The sequence below is a fragment of the Paenibacillus sp. FSL W7-1332 genome, from assembly GCF_037969785.1.
Taxonomy (GTDB): domain Bacteria; phylum Bacillota; class Bacilli; order Paenibacillales; family Paenibacillaceae; genus Paenibacillus_AQ.
In genome coordinates this window covers 139737-157500 of sequence record NZ_CP150209.1, presented here as the reverse complement: position 1 = coordinate 157500, position 17764 = coordinate 139737, and the positions used below count along the sequence as shown (strand labels likewise).

Genomic DNA, 17764 nt, shown 5'->3' with positions numbered 1-17764 from the left:
AGCGCTTTGGCAAAATCTATAACGTCATCTTCCTTCATGTTCAGAACATGAAAAGCCAGGCGGGCGGCCGTCTTCGGCCCCACACCCGGCAGTCGCGTAAAGGCGTCGATGAGCTTCGCGATCGGTTCAGGATAGTACAAATGTAACTACTCCTTCTAGGTTAGATTAGAACAAGCCCGGAATTTTCATGCCGCCTGTGAATTTGCCCATATCAGCATTTGCGATTTCTTCAGCCTTAGCAAGAGCATCGTTAACCGCAGTCAATACCAGATCCTGCAGCATTTCCACGTCATCCGGATCAACCGCCTCAGGTTTGATGTTGATGGACAAAATTTGTTTATGACCATTCGCTTCCACGGTAACCACGCCACCGCCGGAAGTTCCTTCAACGGTTTTCGTAGCGAGCTCTTCCTGAGCCTTGAGCATTTGCTCCTGCATCTTTTTCACTTGCTTCATCATTTGGTTCATATTATTCATGATTCATCTCTCCTTATAATAGGGTGCACGTAGGGACGTGCTAGTCTTTTATGACAACGAGGTCTTCTCCAAACAACTGGATGGCCTCATCAATCCATGGTTTTTCCCCACCGGCCTCCGCTTCTTCGTGCTCAAGCTTAAGTTCTTCTGCCTGAGGCTTGCCCACTCCTTCTACCGCGTCACTCCAATCACGAAGCATCATGGTAACCAGATGATACGGCTTGCCAAGCGTTGACTCAAGAACCCCTTCAATCACCTGTTTATTGGCAGGCTTCTCCGTGGTTTCGCGGTGGATGTTGTTTTTAAAAGCGATAAGAACCTTGTCTTCCCATACGGACACAGGCTCACCATCCATCAACCATGCGTGGACCGTTACCTTCTCCTCTTTCACGTTCTGCAGAATTTGGGCCCACTGCCGTTGAACAGAGGTAAAATCCTCTCCGGTTCGGCAAGATACATACTGATCCATATGCTGCGGAATCTTGGCTGATGAAGCTGCTTTCGGTGCCGGTGTACGGGTAGACTTGGCCGGTTCACGTTGACCTGATGCAGGAACACCATTTTGTATCAGTCGCTCCAGCTTCTTCTCAAGTGCGGCTACGTGCTGTTTCAGCTGAGCGAGTTCACCTGCATCGGCCGTACTATGGGCAGCTGAGGCCCCACCCGCAGATTGGGTTATACCGGAGAGCTTGAGCAACGCTACCTCAAACAGAGTTTGCGGCTGCGAGGCGTATTTCATCTCACTCTGATACCGGTTCAGCGTATCAATCATTTGAAATAGTTCCTCTCGGCTGAAGGCATTTGCCATCTCCTGAAACTCTGCCGGATTCAAAACCCGGTCGGTCAGCTTGTCAGCGCCTGGAACCATCTTGATCATGAGCAAATCGCGGAAATAATACAGGAGGTTCTCCATGCATTTATCTGCACTTTTTCCCTCCTGCATAAATTGCTCCACAATCTGCAGCACAAGTCCGGCATCCCCCTGTTTCACAGCACTGGCCAGACGGCCAAACTGCTCCGAGGCAATGCCGCCCGTCATGTCCATGACCTGCTGGTAAGATACCGTACCTCCGGTAAAGGAAGCAATCTGATCCAGAATGCTCAGTGCATCCCGCATACCGCCATCCGACAGACGTGCGATATACTGCAGCGCTTCATGCTCTGCCGTAATGCCTTCTTCTCCGCAAATCTGCTCCAGACGCCCGGTTTGTTCGTCCAAGGAAACTCTACGGAAGTCAAACCGTTGACAGCGTGAGATGATCGTTGCCGGAAGCCTGTGCGGCTCTGTTGTCGCTAGTATAAACATCACGTGTGCCGGCGGTTCCTCCAGCGTTTTCAATAAGGCATTGAACGCTTCCGTCGTCAGCATGTGTACTTCATCGATAATATAAACCTTGCGCCGCACCTCGGTCGGTGCGTATTTGACTTTCTCCCGCAAATCACGGATTTCCTCGACGCCGCGGTTGGATGCAGCATCGATCTCCTGAACATCCATGACGGCTCCGGACGTTATACGCCGGCAGGCCTCGCATTCATTGCAGGGTTCCTCAGCCGGACCATGCTCGCAGTTCACGGCTTTGGCCAAAATTTTAGCGGCACTGGTCTTGCCTGTACCCCGTGGACCGCTGAACAGGTAGGCATGGGAAACCCGCTGCTCGCGAATAGCATTCTGCAGGGTCTGGATAATATGCTGCTGGCCCACCATGTCGCCGAACGACTGTGGTCGCCAAGCACGATATAACGCGATATGTTCCACTGTGCTTTACCCTCTTTCAACTTCCACTTCACGAGATCGAGAACCCTAAGGTTTATACTAAGCCCGATCTTCGCGTGCTTTACTATTGCATTCATGGTCAATCCCAGCCCAAAAGGCGTGAGTTTAACGGTTATATTATACTACATTCTATACTACTTTCCCCTGCCTTAGCAAAACGTTTACTTGGAAATCTTTATCCAAAGTGCACATGAAGGATCAGCTTGAATCTATAGCCGTCTCGACAAAAAACACCCTTGCCAATATGGCAAAGGTGTTATGTGCAGATATGTATACCGTGCACCTGTTATTGATAATTGCGATCCGAGCGGCAATCCTGAGCAACAACTCGGGCTAGGCACCCCTCCGGCACAAAAGCGATCTTGCTTATGGCTGCTTCCTTCCGGACCTGACCAGGTTCACAAGTGCTCATTGCGGAGGACCCAACCGTCAACGTTGAGCGCAGGGACCAGCCTCACATCGACAATACCTCTAACAGGAATTCAACCTCGCTACAGCGGATTGCGAGTTACAGGGCACCGCTACCTCCCCGTCTAGCACGGCGAACTTTAGTATATCGCATGGCTATCAAAAAAGCAACCGACGGAAGAAGTTGCATACTCCACCAGCCCTGTAAACAGACAAAAACCCTTCGACCACAAGGGCGAAGGGTTTGTTTATTAGATACCGTATTTCTTCTTGAATCTATCAACACGACCGCCAGCATCCAGGAATTTCTGTTTACCTGTGAAGAACGGATGACAGTTCGAGCAAATCTCTACACGAAGATCTGGTTTTACAGAACCTGTCTCAAACGTATTACCGCAAGCACAAGTAACTGTAGTAACGTGATATTTCGGTTGAATATCTTGTTTCATTGTAGCTTTCACCTCTTTCCGCCCTGAGCCTCATGCGGACCCAGAGTTATATGGACACATAAATGGAGTATATCACGAGCATATTGAATGCGCAATAGCCCATACACAAATCATCAGACAAGTACACAATTGGAATTTCAACCTGATTTTAACACATGCAATGCCAGCACGATTCTGCTAGATAATTGAAGGTCTCTTCTTCGGTCTTGCCTGTCCCGGAGGCGGCACATGCGTATAGGAGCCAATCACCACATCCGGCAGCTCCTCCTGCATAATCTCAATAGCCTGCTTCATCCCCAGAATCTCACCTTGCGCAGGCGGAATAAGCTCGAGATAGCTCTCAGGGTCAATATTGAGATTACGGAGCTGGATTAACTTGAGGCCCGTGCGGCGGGCAAACTCAATCATAGCCTCCAGCTCTTCCTCGCGATCGGTCACGCCTGGGAAGATCAGATAGTTGATGGATGTATACACGCCTTGATCGGTTGCATAGCGAAGGGATTTCTCCACATTGGCCAGCGTATAGCCCCTTGGCTTGTAGTATGCGTTATAATGATCATCCAATGCACTGATTGTGCTGACTCTCATCAGATCAAGACCCGCATCCACGATGCCGCGGATAAAATCGGTCAGTCCCGCATTGGTATTAATATTAATGTAGCCCATATCAGTCTGCGCCCGAACTTCTCTCATGGCTTCTATAATGATCTTCGCCTGCGTGGAGGGCTCTCCCTCACAACCTTGGCCAAAGCTGATGATCGATTCCGGTGTCTTCAGATGCTCCAGCATAACCTGCACCAGCTCATCCACTCTCGGACGGAAGTTCATGCGGGTCTGAGGCGCGACAAAGCCGCTGTCATCCGGCTGTTCCGATATACAACCGAAGCAACCGGCATTGCAGGAATAAGATACGGGAACAGCGCCTTCCCAGCGATTCAGGAAGGTGTTGGATGCCGTCAGGCATTCATATCCTAATGCACAGTTAGACAGATGCTCATAGAGTCGATTCTCCGGATATTTCTCCTTCAGCGTCTTAACCCCAAGCTCAAGATCGTTCAGATCGCAGTTCACAGGGTTCCACTTCTCAGGGTCATCGGACAAACGCGCCGTCGTATAGAAGGCGCCATCCTTCCATACCACCGCCGAATAACCGAACAGCGGCAGCTTATATTCCTTGTCCGTCTTCACGTACCCTGGCAAGCACAAGCGGGTATATCCTTGCGGCAAAAGCGCTCCGACAGCGGTATACCCATCCTCAAGCGGCATCATTTCACCGGTCTCCGGATCCATCCCGATCGCTCGGGTGCTCGGCAGCCCGACCAGGGTAGCTCCCTCTGGCAAAGGTATCAATTCATCATCCAATATTTCAACGATCATATCACCGCTTCGGGCAAGCCCGAAAAGCTCGGAATGATCATATACGTTCCCTTGCTCATCTGCATAAACCAAATACATGTTGATCTCCTATTCTCCGGGTTGATTCAGGCTTAGCTCTGAGGTGCCGTCGCTGCAGATGCACGCGATGGACGTCTGGCTGTCTGGCTCTGAGTCCCGGTTCCGCTGCCGTTATTGGCATTCACATCAAATGATGCCAAGAACTCCGCGTTATTCTTGCTGTCACGCATTTTTTTGAGGAATCCTTCCACAAAGTCAGCAGAGTCGTTCATATTTTTACGGATCGCCCAAATGGTATCCAGTTCATCCTTGTTCAAGAGCACCTCTTCACGCCGGGTACCGGAGCGACGAATGTCGATCGCCGGGAAAATACGGCGTTCCGCGAAGCGGCGATCCAAGTGCAGTTCCATATTGCCCGTTCCTTTAAATTCCTCATAAATAATATCATCCATCCGCGATCCGGTTTCAACCAAGGCTGTAGCCAAAATCGTCAAGCTTCCGCCTTCCTCCACGTTACGCGCCGAACCGAAGAAGCGTTTCGGACGATGGAATGCAGCAGGATCAATACCGCCGCTCAGGGTTCTTCCGGACGGAGGGATAACCAGGTTATATGCACGCGCAAGACGGGTGATGCTGTCCAGCAATATAACAACGTCCTTCTTATGCTCCACCAGCCGCAAGGCACGGGACAATACCAGTTCCGCCACTTTAATATGGTTCTCCGGAAGCTCGTCAAAAGTAGAAGCAACCACCTCGCCCTTAACGGAACGCTGCATATCCGTCACTTCTTCAGGCCGTTCATCGATGAGTAAAACAAACAGTTCAATCTCTGGATTGTTGGTTGAGATGCTGTTGGCGATTTCTTTTAAGAGGAGCGTTTTCCCTGCTTTTGGTGGTGCCACGATCAAACCGCGTTGTCCTAAACCTACAGGTGCAAGCAGATCCATAATTCGGGTTGACAACTGATTAGGGGATGTTTCAAGAACAAGCTTTTCTTGCGGATATAGAGGAGTCAAGGCTGGGAAGTGCAATCGTTCCGCTGCGACGGCAGGATTCTCACCATTCACGGCGTTGACCTGCAGCAGCCCGAAGTAACGTTCGTTCTCTTTAGGTGTCCGGCATTTGCCCGAAACCAAATCTCCGGTCCGTAAATCAAATTTACGAATCTGGGAGGCTGAAATGTAGATGTCCTCCGTGCTCGGCAAATAGTTGATCGGTCTAAGAAAACCGTAACCTTCCGGCAAAATCTCGAGTACGCCCTCCATGAACATCAAGCCGCTCTGTTCGGCCTGCGCCCGGAGAATGGCAAATATCAATTCTTTTTTCTTCAACTGGCCATAATAAGGAATCTGATACTTTTTGGCCAGCTTATACAGATCCGTCAGCTTCATGCCTTCCAAATCGGCTATTTGTAAATCCATTCAATAACCACCTATTCAATTATTTGTTTCTGTCACAGCAATCCTGCTGTCATGTAGTCTATTATTCTATGAGAGCTTTACTAGGAGCATTACCCAAATCTGAGGGAGATATGCAGTTTCAACCACACATTTCCCTCATTTTGGTAAAAAATCATTCTTCCTCGGTCTCACGCCATACGTCGGCACCCAGCATGCGCAGATTGGATACCAGATGGTCATAGCCGCGATCAATGAATTCTACGCCGCTTACCTCCGTCACCCCTTCGGGTACGGTTAGTCCCGCAATCACAAGAGCCGCACCTGCGCGCAGGTCGGTCGCTTTGACCTTGGCTGCGTTCAGCGGACCACCTTCTATAATGGCCGAGCGTCCCTCCACGCGGATCTTGGCACCCATGCGAACTAACTCCGGAACATGTTTAAATCGGTTGCTATATACAAAATCACTAAGGACACTGACGCCTTCCGCTTGGGTAAGCAGGCTGGTCATTGGTGATTGCAAATCCGTTGCAAATCCAGGATATACAAGCGCCTTCACGTCCACATGCTGGTATCGGTCCTTACCGATCACGCGGATGCTTTCGTCCAGCTCCTCAATACCAACACCCATCTCGATCAACTTGGCAGTGAGGGCTTCAAGGTGTTTCGGGATGACGTTGTCAATCAGAACATCACCGCGAGTAGCTGCGGCAGCAATCATATATGTACCGGCCTGAATCCGGTCTGGAATAATGGAATGGCGGCAGCCATGCATCTCGGTTACGCCTTCGATCCGGATCGTTTCCGTTCCGGCGCCCTTAATGACAGCTCCCATGGAATTCAAAAGTGTTGCAACATCTATAATTTCAGGCTCTTTCGCCGCATTTTCAATAATTGTGGAGCCTTTGGCCTTAGCAGCCGCCAGCATAATATTAATCGTTGCACCAACACTGCTCACATCCAGATAGATCTTCGCGCCTCGCAGCTCTTTAGCATGCAGATGAATCGAACCGTGTTCATTGGTGACGGTTGCGCCAAGCGCTTCAAAACCCTTAATGTGCTGGTCGATGGGACGAGGTTCAAAATTACAGCCGCCCGGCAGGCCGATCACGGCTTCTTTAAATCTTCCAAGCATGGCGCCCATCATATAGTAGGACGCACGCAGTTTCTTAACGGGTCCGTTAGGCATCGGAATAGATTTGATATCAGAAGGGTCAATTCTCATCTGATTGCCTTCCCATGAAACTTGCCCGCCCAATTCTTCCAAGATCTCAGCATAAACAGCCACATCGCTGAGAAGCGGCAAATTATCAAGTACGACTTCCGATTCCGCCAGAATTGCGGCGGGAATTAACGCAATCGCGCTGTTCTTGGCACCACTGATTGTTACAGTACCTCGCAGTGGGCGTCCACCGCTGATCATCAATTTTTCCATAAGCTTTCGGGTCCCCCTACATCACTTCGCAGCCGGAAATGGTTCTGATGGCCGTCATACAAGAAAAACGTCTTATCGACGTTCCTTAAGGATGACAGACCGCATTTAGCGTTTCTTATTGTTCTCGATGATCCGGTTGTGAAGCTCACAACCCGCTTGTACTTTGATATCTTAATAAATGAAATGGAAAAACACCGGCTACGCGGTGTGCTTTCCATTTCATTGTATGCAGCATAAGACAGCCTAAATATCTTAGGTGATTCCAATCGTCATGTCGTAGCCACTAGAACTACAAGCGACTTAACTATGAATAATTAAGCTTGATTGTTGGAACCAAACTCACGGATTTTGCCAACAACGGTTTCCTTGATTGCCTCACGGCCTGGTTTCAGGAATGTGCGTGGATCGTAAGCTTCCGGTTTAGCAGCAAGCACTTCACGAACAACTTTAGAGAACGAGATTTGGTTCTCAGTATTCACGTTGATTTTGGAAGTACCCAAGGAGATCGCTTTCTTGATGTCATGCGTCGGAATGCCTGTACCACCATGAAGCACCAACGGAAGTTTCACAGCATTGCGAATCTCTTCCATCTCTTTGAAACCAAGGTTTGGTTCGCCTTTGTAAGGACCATGAACAGAACCAAGCGCAGGTGCCAATGTGTCGATGCCTGTTTCGTTCACGATGCGAACGCAATCGTCCAGCTTCGCGTACATTACGTCACCGATAACATCATCTTCTTGTCCGCCGACCATACCGACTTCAGCTTCAACGGAAACGCCTTTAGCATGAGCATACTCAACGACTTGTTTCGTTGTTGCAATATTCGTATCAATCGGGCTGTGGGAATCATCGATCATAACCGAAGTGAATCCTGCGTCGATTGCTTCTTTACATTTCTCAACACTTGAACCGTGGTCAAGGTGAATGGCAACAGGAACCGTAACTTTCAGGTCCTCCATCAAGCCTTTTACCATGTGTACGACGGTGCTGAATCCACCCATATAACGAGCTGCCCCTTCGGAAACACCAAGAATTACCGGTGATTTCTCTTGCTCAGCCGCTTCAAGAATCGCATATGTCCACTCCAGGTTGTTGATGTTGTATTGACCAACAGCATATTTACCTTCGAGTGCTTTGTTCAGCATGTCTGTCATTGATACTAATGGCATGGTTTCATCCTCCTATAGATGCTTAGTTTGTCTATGGTTTTTAGCCGATATAACATACGGACTTATTATACCACATCGCGTCATAAATACTAAACAAGCATTTCCTAAAATGCTGCGAAGGAGCTCACATTCTGGCAAAAAAAGAATTCCGCCCTTTGAGCAGAATTCATCATTCAACCGATATTACTGGCGGTCCCTTTCAGCTGCATATTAACGGCTTGACGCATCTCGTCAATATCAAAGGGTTTGGTAAAATGCATCAACGCACCAAGATCGGTTGCTTCCTTGATCATGTCAAGCTCTCCATAGGCCGTCATCATGATCACCTTAATGTCCGGATTCATCTGTTTTATATGCTTCAAAATCTCAAGCCCGTCCATTCCAGGAATTTTCATATCCAGCAGCACCAAATCCGGAGCATGCATCTTCACAATTTCAAGTGCCGCCTTGCCGTTCGCCGCTTGAAACGTCTCATATCCCTCACTGCTGAACACTTCCACAAGCAGGATGCGGATACCATTCTGGTCATCCACAATCAACACTTTGTGTTTGCTTTCCTTGCTCATCCTTCTAACCTCCCCGATACATAAATTCGTATAATGAGTATATGCAAACTCGAAAGTTCCTAACTTTCCCATAACCGACCATTATTTGTATTCGCCTGTAGATGTCGAATTCCTTCCTATCCTAAAAAAAGTAAGAAAAAAAGATGTACGAATTTGTTGTATGTGAATCGACAGCTCCGGACATCCGCTCTGAAGGTTAGCTTGCCCTCTCTGTCATTATGATAATGGATTTCTACGCAAAAAAGAGCCTCTTCAAAAGAGGCTCTTCTCATTATGCCTGATGCTGGATCGAGGCTTTTACAAATTCACGGAACAGCGGCTGCGGACGGTTCGGACGGGAAGTGAATTCCGGATGGAATTGCACGGCGAGGAACCATGGGTGTCCTGGCAGCTCTACAATTTCAACCAGACGTCCATCCGGAGAAGTACCGGATATGCGCAGACCTGCTTTTTCAATATCTTCGCGGTACTGGTTGTTGAACTCATACCGGTGGCGATGTCTTTCATAAACGAGCTCGTCCTGGTAGCAGGACTCTGCAAGCGATCCTGGAACCAGCTTACATGGATACAGACCCAGACGCATCGTTCCGCCAAGATCCTCGATATCCTTCTGCTCCGGCAGCAGGTCGATGACTGGATATTCGGTAGCCGGATCAATTTCCGAGCTGTTCGCGCCGTTCAGACCGACAATCGAACGGGCATATTCAATAACAGACACTTGCATCCCAAGACAAATACCGAAGAATGGAATGTTGCGCTCACGGGCATAACGAATCGCGCTGATCTTACCTTCGATACCCCGATCTCCAAATCCACCCGGTACAAGGATACCACCAATGCCCCTCAACGCCTCTTCCACGTTGTCTGCCGTAATCTCTTCGGCATTCACCCAGCGGATCTTCACGTCAGCATTAGCATCAAAGCCTGCATGAGACAGGGATTCAACAACACTGAGGTAAGCATCGTGCAGTGCGACATATTTACCAACGATCGCAATCTCAACGGTCTTCTCCAGTTTGGATACACGCTCCACCAGATCTTCCCACTCGCTCATATCCGGCGCAGGGGTAGTCAATTTCAAATGATTGACAACAATTTCATCAAGACCTTCTTCACGCAAATTCAGCGGTACCTCATACAGCGAGGAGGCATCGCGGCATTCTACAACCGCGTTAGGATCGATGTCGCAGAAGAGCGCGATTTTTGCTTTCATCTCGGTTGAAAGCTCATGCTCCGTACGGCACACGATAACATTCGGCTGAATGCCGATACTGCGGAGTTCTTTTACACTATGCTGAGTCGGCTTCGTTTTTACTTCACCGGCTGCCTTAATATATGGAATGAGGGTTACATGAATATACATCACGTTCTCACGGCCAACGTCGCTTTTAATTTGACGGATCGCCTCAAGGAAAGGAAGGCTTTCGATATCGCCGACCGTTCCGCCGATTTCGGTAATAACCACATCCGAACCCGCTTCACGGCCTGCACGGAACACGCGCTCCTTGATTTCGTTCGTAATATGAGGGATTACCTGCACGGTACCGCCCAAATATTCTCCCCGACGTTCCTTGCTGATAACAGATGAGTATACTTTCCCTGTTGTCACATTGCTGTTCTTCGACAGGTTAATATCGATGAAGCGCTCATAGTGTCCCAGGTCCAGGTCGGTTTCCGCACCGTCGTCCGTAACGAATACTTCGCCATGCTGGTAAGGACTCATGGTGCCCGGATCTATATTAATGTACGGATCGAATTTCTGAATCGTTACCTTGAGCCCTCTGTTCTTAAGCAATCTACCGAGCGAAGCGGCGGTAATTCCCTTACCAAGAGATGACACGACCCCGCCTGTTACAAAAATATACTTTGTCACTGTAAAAACCCTCCTATATAATCTCCATAACTTCAGGCGACATATGATGTTTATCCTAACCCGTTTTCCCCTGATTCATCAGAGGGACCAACAAAAAAGCATCGCTCGCTTCCAAAAATGGTGAGCGAGCTGACCTCCGACCTATTACAAACCGCATATATTGACGCTTAAATGATCCTCATATCATGTCGAGCTGCTTAACACGGCATACGTTATGAGGCATCAAGACGAGCGGTTTCCATACCTCATCTTAAACAACTGCAAACTTGAATCTTAGTTGACATAAGGTTTAGCAGAAGATGTTCCCCTACCGGCGGAATACTCACCGCAAGAGACCATGAAAGTCCAGTCCCTACAGGAAGGATGCCTCCACAGTCCAAAGAAAAAATGTCTATCGACAAACTTCCAGAAGACAGACCGCTTTTGATAAGGTGCTTCTCTTGCGTTATTAGGTCCAGAAGCTAGCGTCGTTTACACTTTCTGAGCCTTAAAAACAAAAAAAGTGACCCCGAATAAATAACGGGGCACTTTTATATTAAACATATTTAATCCACAATCATAAGCCCAAGCAATAGTTTACTCTGTGCCTTGTCTGCTTGTCAAGAGAAGAAGCAACCTCAAAATTCCCCAATCGGCTGACAATGTAAAACACCGTCATAATCAGCTCAGACAAGTGCTAAAGTCCCTGCTGCATGAGGGATTAATCCTTATCGTCTTCCTCAAATGCCTCATTTTCCAGATCATCTTCCTCATCGGATTCGGAATCCTCGTCATCCAATTCGTCATCATCCAGAACAACCTCTTCGTCTACTTCATCGTCGGCATCGTCATCATCCGGGAAGAGATCATCATGATCATCATCTTCTTCATCGATGCTGTCGAAATCCTCCTCGACATCGTCAGCGCTATAAGTATCCTCTTCATCGGTGAAGTCATCGTCATCATCATCTTCATCGTTGATGATCCGCGGACGCTTGGCGTTCGCAATCGGATCCTCGGACTTCTCCAGCGGATACCAGCGTTTTAGTCCCCACAGATTCGTTCCTACACATGCGAAACGTCCGTCTATATTGATCTCGGTATATAACTGGGCAATCGTTTCGTTAATTTCCTGTTCCGTAAAGCCGCGAAGCTTGGCCACCTCATTCATAAGGTCACGGTAATAATACGGCGTATTCGCCGCCTTCAGAACCATAAAAGCCAGGTCAACCATTGGGATTTCCTGAATCTTCTCCGGATCGATCTTTAAATTGAGCGGATTACTCACTAACGCACACTTCCTCTCACACAATCTTCACGTTATACCCTCAACATATCCATTATCAAAACTAAGTAAAACCTATTTGGAAATAAAAATCAAGTTTTTCTGCGCCATTACCCATCAGATGCCAAAAGGAAAAAGACGGAGACAATTGTCTCCGTCTTCTGACTGTATCCGCCCCAAGGATCGACTCCTTACGGGATTAGATAAGAGAACCTTGATGTTCCCTCCATGTATCTTATGTTAGCCCTGCTGCTTTGACACGGTAAACAGGGCCTATTTCCCGGAAAAAGGGCAACATCCCATTCGGGCACTCTCCCCGGTTCATACAATACTGAAGCAACGGTTCATCGAGAAGGGAGATTGCCACATATGGATTACACCCGGATCATGCAATCACTACTTACAGAGACGAACCCTATGCGGAACGTCCGGGAAATGAACCGGCGGCTCCTCACGTTTCATGACCCTCAGCTGTACCAGGAATGTATCAGCGAATGGATACGACTTGTCGGGAAAAGGCGTTTCCCGAGTTCAGTCAGCTATTCGCCGCTTACCCAAACCATCATCGCTCCAGCTCCCCAAACCGCGAAGTTTGAAGCGGAGTTCCGGAATGAACTGATGGTAGAAGAGGATGACCAGGTTCATATCCAAGCCATACAAGGGACAATTGGAACGCTAACCGGGATCCCATGGGGTATCAAGCAAATCAAAGCCCCTCAAGCCTGGTCGATCTCGACAGGACACCGCATGAAGATTGCGGTTATCGACACCGGGGTGGATTTCGCTCACCCCGATCTGAAGTATTCGCTGACCCGAGGGATTAATCTCGTCCACCGAAACATACCGCCATACGATGACAACGGACACGGAACACATATTTCGGGTACCATCGCTGCTGCGAACAGCACGCAGGGCATGATTGGCGTTGCTCCAAGATCTGTGGTGTATCCAGTCAAAGCCTTTGATCACAACGGATCCGCCTTTGTGTCGGATATCATTCTGGCCATCGACTGGTGCGTGCGGGCCGAGATCGATATCATTAATATGAGTTTCGGTATGCAGACCCGAAGCCGTACGCTGCTGGATATTGTAGGCAAGGCCAACCAAGCAGGCGTCATTATTGTAGCCTCCTCCGGCAATGACGGCAAACGTCGTACCGCGGACTATCCTGCCCGTTATCCTCAAACCATATCCGTCGGAGCTACCGACCGCAACCGGAAGATCCCCTCCTTTAGCAATCGTGGGCAATTTGTCGATATTTATGCACCTGGAGATAAAATCGTGTCCGCTTGGCTGCAAGGAAAATACCACGAGATGAGCGGCACCTCTATGGCAACTTCGCACGTCAGCGGAGCGATCGCCCTGCTGCTTGCGCAAAAGCCTGACCTGAAAAAAACGGCTACCATTAAGGCCCTGCTGCGACGCACCTCCTCTCCCCTTAAGCTTAAAAAAGGATACAGCGTCTCCGATGGAGAGGTAAATGCCTTGAAATTTTTGCGCGAGGGCATGAAATTATAGACTGATTCTTCAGTAGTTACAAAAGAAGTCCGTTTGCAAATTCAAAACAGCCGCCTTTCCACGGAAAGACGGCTGCTGTCACATATTCAAATTAGGGCTCCTTACATCCGTTCCGGCGCCGATACGCCCATCAGGCGAAGCACGTTAGCAATAACGGTACGAACAGCTCGAAGCAAAGCCAGGCGAGCCTGCGTTTGATCCGTATCCTCCGTAATCACGCGCTCAGCTCGATAGTAGCTGTGGAACAAGGAGGCCAGCTCGTATACATACCGGATAAGTCGGTGCGGAGCATAGTTCTCTGCAGCAAGCGACACTTCCTGCGGGAGCTCTCCTATTTTGCGCAAAATGTCGTATTCATGCTCGGTTGTCAGAACGCTCAGGTTCACTTCCGAAAGCGGCAGGAGGTTAACGCCCTGCTCCTCCGCTTGGCGGAATACGCTGCAGATACGTGCGTGTGCATACTGCACATAGAAGACCGGATTCTCATTGGACGTTGACACCGCCAGATCCATATCGAAATCCAGATGCGAATCCATGCTGCGCATAGTGAAGAAATAGCGGATTGCGTCTACGCCGACTTCATCCATCAAGTCTTCCATCGTGACCGCTTTACCGGTACGCTTGGACATTTTCACTTTCTCGCCATCCTGGAACAGGCTGACCATCTGAGCGATCAATACAATCAGTTTGTCCGGATCATTGCCCAGCGCCTCCATAGCTGCCTTCATCCGCGGAATGTAACCATGATGATCGGCTCCCCAAATATTGAGGATTTTGTCGTAACCGCGCTCGTATTTATTGCGGTGGTACGCAATATCCGGCGTTAGGTAAGTATAGGTTCCGTCATTCTTCACGAGGACGCGGTCTTTGTCATCCCCATAGTCGGTGGTACGAAGCCAGGTTGCCCCATCCTTCTCATAAGCTTCGCCCTTCGATTTCAGCTCTTCCAGGGATTTCTCCACGAGTCCGTTCTCGTACAGGGATGTCTCACTAAACCATTCGTCAAAATGAACGCGGAATCGATTCAAATCGCGTTTGATTTTATCCAGTTCCTTCTCAAGCCCGAACTGACGAAGGAATGCAGCTCTCTCGCCTGGATCCATGGACAGCAAAGAGTCGCCCTTCTCAGCTACAAGCTCTTTAGCAAACCCTTTGATATCTTCGCCGTGGTATCCATCTTCCGGCATTTCGGCATCCTGACCGAGCTCCTGCAAATAACGGGCTTCGAGGGATTTTATCAGGTTCACAACTTGGTTGCCTGCATCATTAATGTAGTATTCGCGCGTCACTTCGTATCCAGCAAAATCAAGCACATTGCAAAGGGCATCACCTACCGCCGCTCCGCGGGCATGTCCCAGGTGCAAACTTCCGGTGGGATTGGCGCTGACAAACTCCATCTGAACCTTTTGCCCCTCTCCGGTAGCAATTCGCCCGTAGTTGTCGCCCTGTTCTTCTACCAACGCAACGATCGGATAGAGGTAACCCTTGTCCAAGGTAAAATTAATGAATCCTGGCCCGCCTATTTCCGCTTTTTCAATGGAAGCCTTCGCCCTGTCCAGATGTTCCAGGATAGCCTCCGCAATTTGTCGCGGGTTCTTCTTGGCGATTCGTGTCAACTGCATCGCTACATTCGTAGCCAAGTCGCCATGCGACTTATCCTTGGGAACTTCAAGCGTAATGCCTGGCAATTCCTCACGGGAAACCAATCCTGCAGCTACGGCAGCGTCCGCCACCGCTTCTGCAACCAGCCCGTTAATGTGATCTAATGGATTCATTGTCATGATTCATGTGCCTCCTGAATAGTCAAACTAATAGAAAAGTGTCCCGAAAACTCGTCAAACACATATAAATCATACGCCCAAGCCGCTCGTCCGGACACGCCTTCAAGCGCAAGCTCCAGACGCTGGGTGTGCGTAGACAGATTAAATGAAGTGAACGGGGAGCGGTAATACCCAGGCAATCGCTGACCCAGCTTAAATGCCTGCTCGGACTCCACCTCGCCGTGACGGATCAGCTTCAGCTCGTCCTCCGTCAGCTTGAGCATGGCCCGGGTTTCCCCTTGATGCGGTCCAAGCGCTGGTTCGGTATAGCGAACATACAGGACATTTCCTTTGATAAACGCCTCTGCCGGAAGCTCCTGTATCGTATTCTCCCCTTCGTGAAGGCTTTGAAGACGGATGCTCACTTGTTTTCGGTCGTTCATGTTCGTTCCTCTTTTCCTTACCTATTGTATTACTATATCCAGTATAGCCCTGCAATTCAAATGAGGATTTTAGCAAATGTGAAGTAAACGTCTATCCGCGTGCTTACACGAAAGATCGGGTGCATCCTCAATCCCCGTATTTCTCGACCCATTGCTTGTGCCACTCACGATAACTTACACCCGTGATTTCCTCCAGAGTCTTCCCGTCGATGGAATAAGGCGCACCGGCTAAATCGCCCCGATCAGGGAACGAGGTTCCCCCGATAACCTCACCCTCTGCTATCCTACCAATTAGAGTACCAAAATATCACATGCTGTAGGCATACCCGGAAAAGAATATGCCTGATCCGTAACGAATCAGGCATGAACTATCATATAAGTTACAACGGAAGCAAGGCTACCTTCTCCCGCATTTCCAGCTTGGCCACCATGTCGTTCCAGGCTTGTGGTTTCTCAGGCAGTACCGAATAGTAACGTCTCAGGAAGTTGACGATCAGCTCCGCAGACAGCTCATCAACGGCATCATCGCCAGGCAAGAAGCACAAATCGAGCCCGCTCACCGCTTCGCCATCATTGTTCCAGGAAGGATGCACGTAGGCGATATCCGTGCGTTTGTAGCCAAGATGCGAGAGGACTTCGCGGCGAACAAAAGGATCCATCGGCTTCACACCGCCGAATGCATGATCCTGCACCCGGTACGGATCGTAAATCTCGGCAAACATGCCGAACAGCTCTTTGCCGTTCGCGGCCGCCAGTTGATTTAGATCCTTCAAACGATGCTGTGCCAAGAATCGGCCGATGCCGAGCCCTTCGCGCCCGATGATGGTAAAATCGGTCATCGCTACATTCCAGTCCTCATAATAGCGGTATTCCGTTGTACCCACCACTTCGTCCTCATGCAGGGCAACGAATACCCGGATGCCCGGATCTTCCAGCGGTTCCTTCCACAAACTGAATTCCAGCACCTCTTCCGGAGGGAACACTTCCTTCATCAGATTGTGCATTTTGCGGAACAAGGGATCGTCGATGCTCGTAATGCGAATATATTCCATTAAATTAAAGCCTCCTTATTATATGTAATAAAAAAATCCATCATTATAGTTGAAATCAATTTATATCGTTCAAGCGAGACTTCTTTATCCAGTGAAAGGGTTCTTCCATTCCATCAGAGCCCCGTAGTTGCAGGACTCCTCATCCTCCAAATAATCTGCCGCTACCCCAACGGGCGTCCGGCCGCAACGAAGCAGGAAGGTAATCACCGGATCCTTGAGATCACCCCGGACAACAGCGTCCAGATACTCCGCAGCCGACATTTGATGGGCATGCCGATGATAGCCGGGCATCCGTCCGCCGCCAAGGAGCCGGTCCAATCCCTGTTCGACGGTCACGTGATACAGCGACTGAATCAGCCATTTGCCGAGCCCAAGCTTGCGAAAGCGCGGCCTGACGCAAATGTCGGCAATGTATAGCGTATTCCCGTCCGCCTTATGCGACCGGATATACCCGTTATCCGTGGCCTCCGCCCAGGAGTGGGCAGGCTCCAACGGATCGTAATCCACGATGAGCGAAGTGATGGACCCTGCGAGCATGCCTTCCACTTCAACGCACAGAGCCCCCTCAGGGAACAGGGTAACATGCTGCTTCAGCTGCTCCTTGTTCCACCACTGCTCCGGCGGATATGGGGGCGGGAACGTCTCGGATTGAATGACGATCAGCTCGTCAAAATCCGCTTCCGTGTAGCTTCGAATGATAACCGGCACCGGCCGGGCATCGTCAAATACATATAACTGTTGATGAAACCGGGCCATTTCCTCTGCACCGCCTTTGTCCTATTTT

The 17764-nt window shown here is 49.4% G+C and carries 16 protein-coding genes and 1 other RNA gene (1 of these 17 running past the window's edge); 1 reads left to right on the top strand and 16 read right to left on the bottom strand.

Annotation, left to right across the window (positions count from 1 at the left end; genetic code table 11):
* From recR to rpoE, 12 genes are all read right to left on the bottom strand, one after another.
* On the bottom strand, nucleotides 1–140 hold the beginning of the coding sequence (recR, locus tag MKX98_RS00705) for a recombination mediator RecR (RefSeq protein WP_071222338.1). Its footprint begins 460 nt before the window's first position; 140 of the gene's 600 nt are visible here — the first part of the coding sequence; the start codon lies at nucleotides 138–140; its stop codon lies off the left edge, out of view.
* Between the two features lie 25 nt (nucleotides 141–165).
* Entirely contained in the window at nucleotides 166–477 is a 312-nt protein-coding gene (locus MKX98_RS00700) for a YbaB/EbfC family nucleoid-associated protein (RefSeq protein WP_009595540.1), read from the bottom strand.
* 40 nt (nucleotides 478–517) lie between these two features.
* Nucleotides 518–2233: a DNA polymerase III subunit gamma/tau gene (gene dnaX, locus MKX98_RS00695; protein ID WP_194540357.1), complete on the bottom strand. Its 1716-nt coding sequence runs from the start codon at nucleotides 2231–2233 to the stop codon at nucleotides 518–520.
* A gap of 293 nt (nucleotides 2234–2526) precedes the next feature.
* Nucleotides 2527–2793, bottom strand: an RNA gene (gene ffs / locus MKX98_RS00690) — signal recognition particle sRNA large type.
* Nucleotides 2794–2910: 117 nt separating this feature from the next.
* Complete coding sequence (rpmE, locus tag MKX98_RS00685) at nucleotides 2911–3108, bottom strand: 50S ribosomal protein L31 (protein WP_006207505.1); 198 nt, start codon at nucleotides 3106–3108, stop codon at nucleotides 2911–2913.
* 177 nt (nucleotides 3109–3285) lie between these two features.
* A complete protein-coding gene (locus MKX98_RS00680; RefSeq protein WP_194540356.1) occupies nucleotides 3286–4563 on the bottom strand; it encodes a radical SAM protein in 1278 nt (425 codons plus the stop codon).
* A 32-nt stretch (nucleotides 4564–4595) separates the two neighbouring features.
* A complete protein-coding gene (gene rho, locus MKX98_RS00675; protein ID WP_071222335.1) occupies nucleotides 4596–5924 on the bottom strand; it encodes a transcription termination factor Rho in 1329 nt (442 codons plus the stop codon).
* 151 nt (nucleotides 5925–6075) lie between these two features.
* Entirely contained in the window at nucleotides 6076–7335 is a 1260-nt protein-coding gene (locus MKX98_RS00670) for a UDP-N-acetylglucosamine 1-carboxyvinyltransferase (protein WP_194540355.1), read from the bottom strand.
* Between the two features lie 314 nt (nucleotides 7336–7649).
* Nucleotides 7650–8504 (bottom strand): class II fructose-1,6-bisphosphate aldolase, encoded by an 855-nt coding sequence (gene fba / locus MKX98_RS00665; RefSeq protein WP_071222333.1) that lies wholly within the window; start codon nucleotides 8502–8504, stop codon nucleotides 7650–7652.
* Nucleotides 8505–8677: 173 nt separating this feature from the next.
* Entirely contained in the window at nucleotides 8678–9070 is a 393-nt protein-coding gene (locus MKX98_RS00660; RefSeq protein ID WP_071222332.1) for a response regulator, read from the bottom strand.
* Between the two features lie 271 nt (nucleotides 9071–9341).
* On the bottom strand, nucleotides 9342–10943 hold the full coding sequence (locus MKX98_RS00655) for a CTP synthase (protein WP_194540354.1): 1602 nt from the start codon (nucleotides 10941–10943) through the stop codon (nucleotides 9342–9344).
* Between the two features lie 700 nt (nucleotides 10944–11643).
* Nucleotides 11644–12210, bottom strand: coding sequence for a DNA-directed RNA polymerase subunit delta (gene rpoE, locus MKX98_RS00650; protein ID WP_339220876.1), 567 nt, complete (start codon nucleotides 12208–12210; stop codon nucleotides 11644–11646).
* A gap of 366 nt (nucleotides 12211–12576) precedes the next feature.
* On the opposite strand from rpoE, the gene MKX98_RS00645 reads away from it, so the two are divergent.
* Nucleotides 12577–13725, top strand: coding sequence for a S8 family peptidase (locus MKX98_RS00645; RefSeq protein WP_339220874.1), 1149 nt, complete (start codon nucleotides 12577–12579; stop codon nucleotides 13723–13725).
* A 101-nt stretch (nucleotides 13726–13826) separates the two neighbouring features.
* On the opposite strand, the gene argS is transcribed toward MKX98_RS00645, so the two are convergent.
* The 4 genes from argS to MKX98_RS00625 all read right to left on the bottom strand — a co-directional run bounded on the left by argS (nucleotide 13827) and on the right by MKX98_RS00625 (nucleotide 17736).
* A complete protein-coding gene (gene argS, locus MKX98_RS00640; RefSeq protein WP_339220873.1) occupies nucleotides 13827–15506 on the bottom strand; it encodes an arginine--tRNA ligase in 1680 nt (559 codons plus the stop codon).
* Nucleotides 15503–15928: a DUF1934 domain-containing protein gene (locus tag MKX98_RS00635; RefSeq protein ID WP_071221146.1), complete on the bottom strand. Its 426-nt coding sequence runs from the start codon at nucleotides 15926–15928 to the stop codon at nucleotides 15503–15505. The genes argS and MKX98_RS00635 overlap by 4 nt, the downstream gene beginning before the upstream one ends.
* 380 nt (nucleotides 15929–16308) lie before the next feature.
* Nucleotides 16309–16980 carry a GNAT family N-acetyltransferase gene (locus MKX98_RS00630; protein ID WP_339220871.1) on the bottom strand — a complete coding sequence of 224 codons (672 nt, stop codon included), beginning with the start codon at nucleotides 16978–16980 and terminating at the stop codon, nucleotides 16309–16311.
* 84 nt (nucleotides 16981–17064) lie between these two features.
* Nucleotides 17065–17736, bottom strand: a complete 672-nt coding sequence (locus MKX98_RS00625) for a GNAT family N-acetyltransferase (protein WP_339220869.1) — start codon at nucleotides 17734–17736, stop codon at nucleotides 17065–17067.
* Between the last annotated feature and the right edge of the window lie 28 nt (nucleotides 17737–17764).

Coding starts and splice junctions, on each gene's coding strand:
- MKX98_RS00700 (WP_009595540.1), bottom strand. CDS start 477: ATGAATAATATGAACCAAATGATGAAGCAAGTGAAAAAGATGCAGGAG.
- rpmE (WP_006207505.1), bottom strand. CDS start 3,108: ATGAAACAAGATATTCAACCGAAATATCACGTTACTACAGTTACTTGT.
- MKX98_RS00680 (WP_194540356.1), bottom strand. CDS start 4,563: ATGTATTTGGTTTATGCAGATGAGCAAGGGAACGTATATGATCATTCC.
- rho (WP_071222335.1), bottom strand. CDS start 5,924: ATGGATTTACAAATAGCCGATTTGGAAGGCATGAAGCTGACGGATCTG.
- MKX98_RS00670 (WP_194540355.1), bottom strand. CDS start 7,335: ATGGAAAAATTGATGATCAGCGGTGGACGCCCACTGCGAGGTACTGTA.
- fba (WP_071222333.1), bottom strand. CDS start 8,504: ATGCCATTAGTATCAATGACAGACATGCTGAACAAAGCACTCGAAGGT.
- MKX98_RS00660 (WP_071222332.1), bottom strand. CDS start 9,070: ATGAGCAAGGAAAGCAAACACAAAGTGTTGATTGTGGATGACCAGAAT.
- MKX98_RS00645 (WP_339220874.1), top strand. CDS start 12,577: ATGGATTACACCCGGATCATGCAATCACTACTTACAGAGACGAACCCT.
- argS (WP_339220873.1), bottom strand. CDS start 15,506: ATGACAATGAATCCATTAGATCACATTAACGGGCTGGTTGCAGAAGCG.
- MKX98_RS00635 (WP_071221146.1), bottom strand. CDS start 15,928: ATGAACGACCGAAAACAAGTGAGCATCCGTCTTCAAAGCCTTCACGAA.
- MKX98_RS00630 (WP_339220871.1), bottom strand. CDS start 16,980: ATGGAATATATTCGCATTACGAGCATCGACGATCCCTTGTTCCGCAAA.
- MKX98_RS00625 (WP_339220869.1), bottom strand. CDS start 17,736: ATGGCCCGGTTTCATCAACAGTTATATGTATTTGACGATGCCCGGCCG.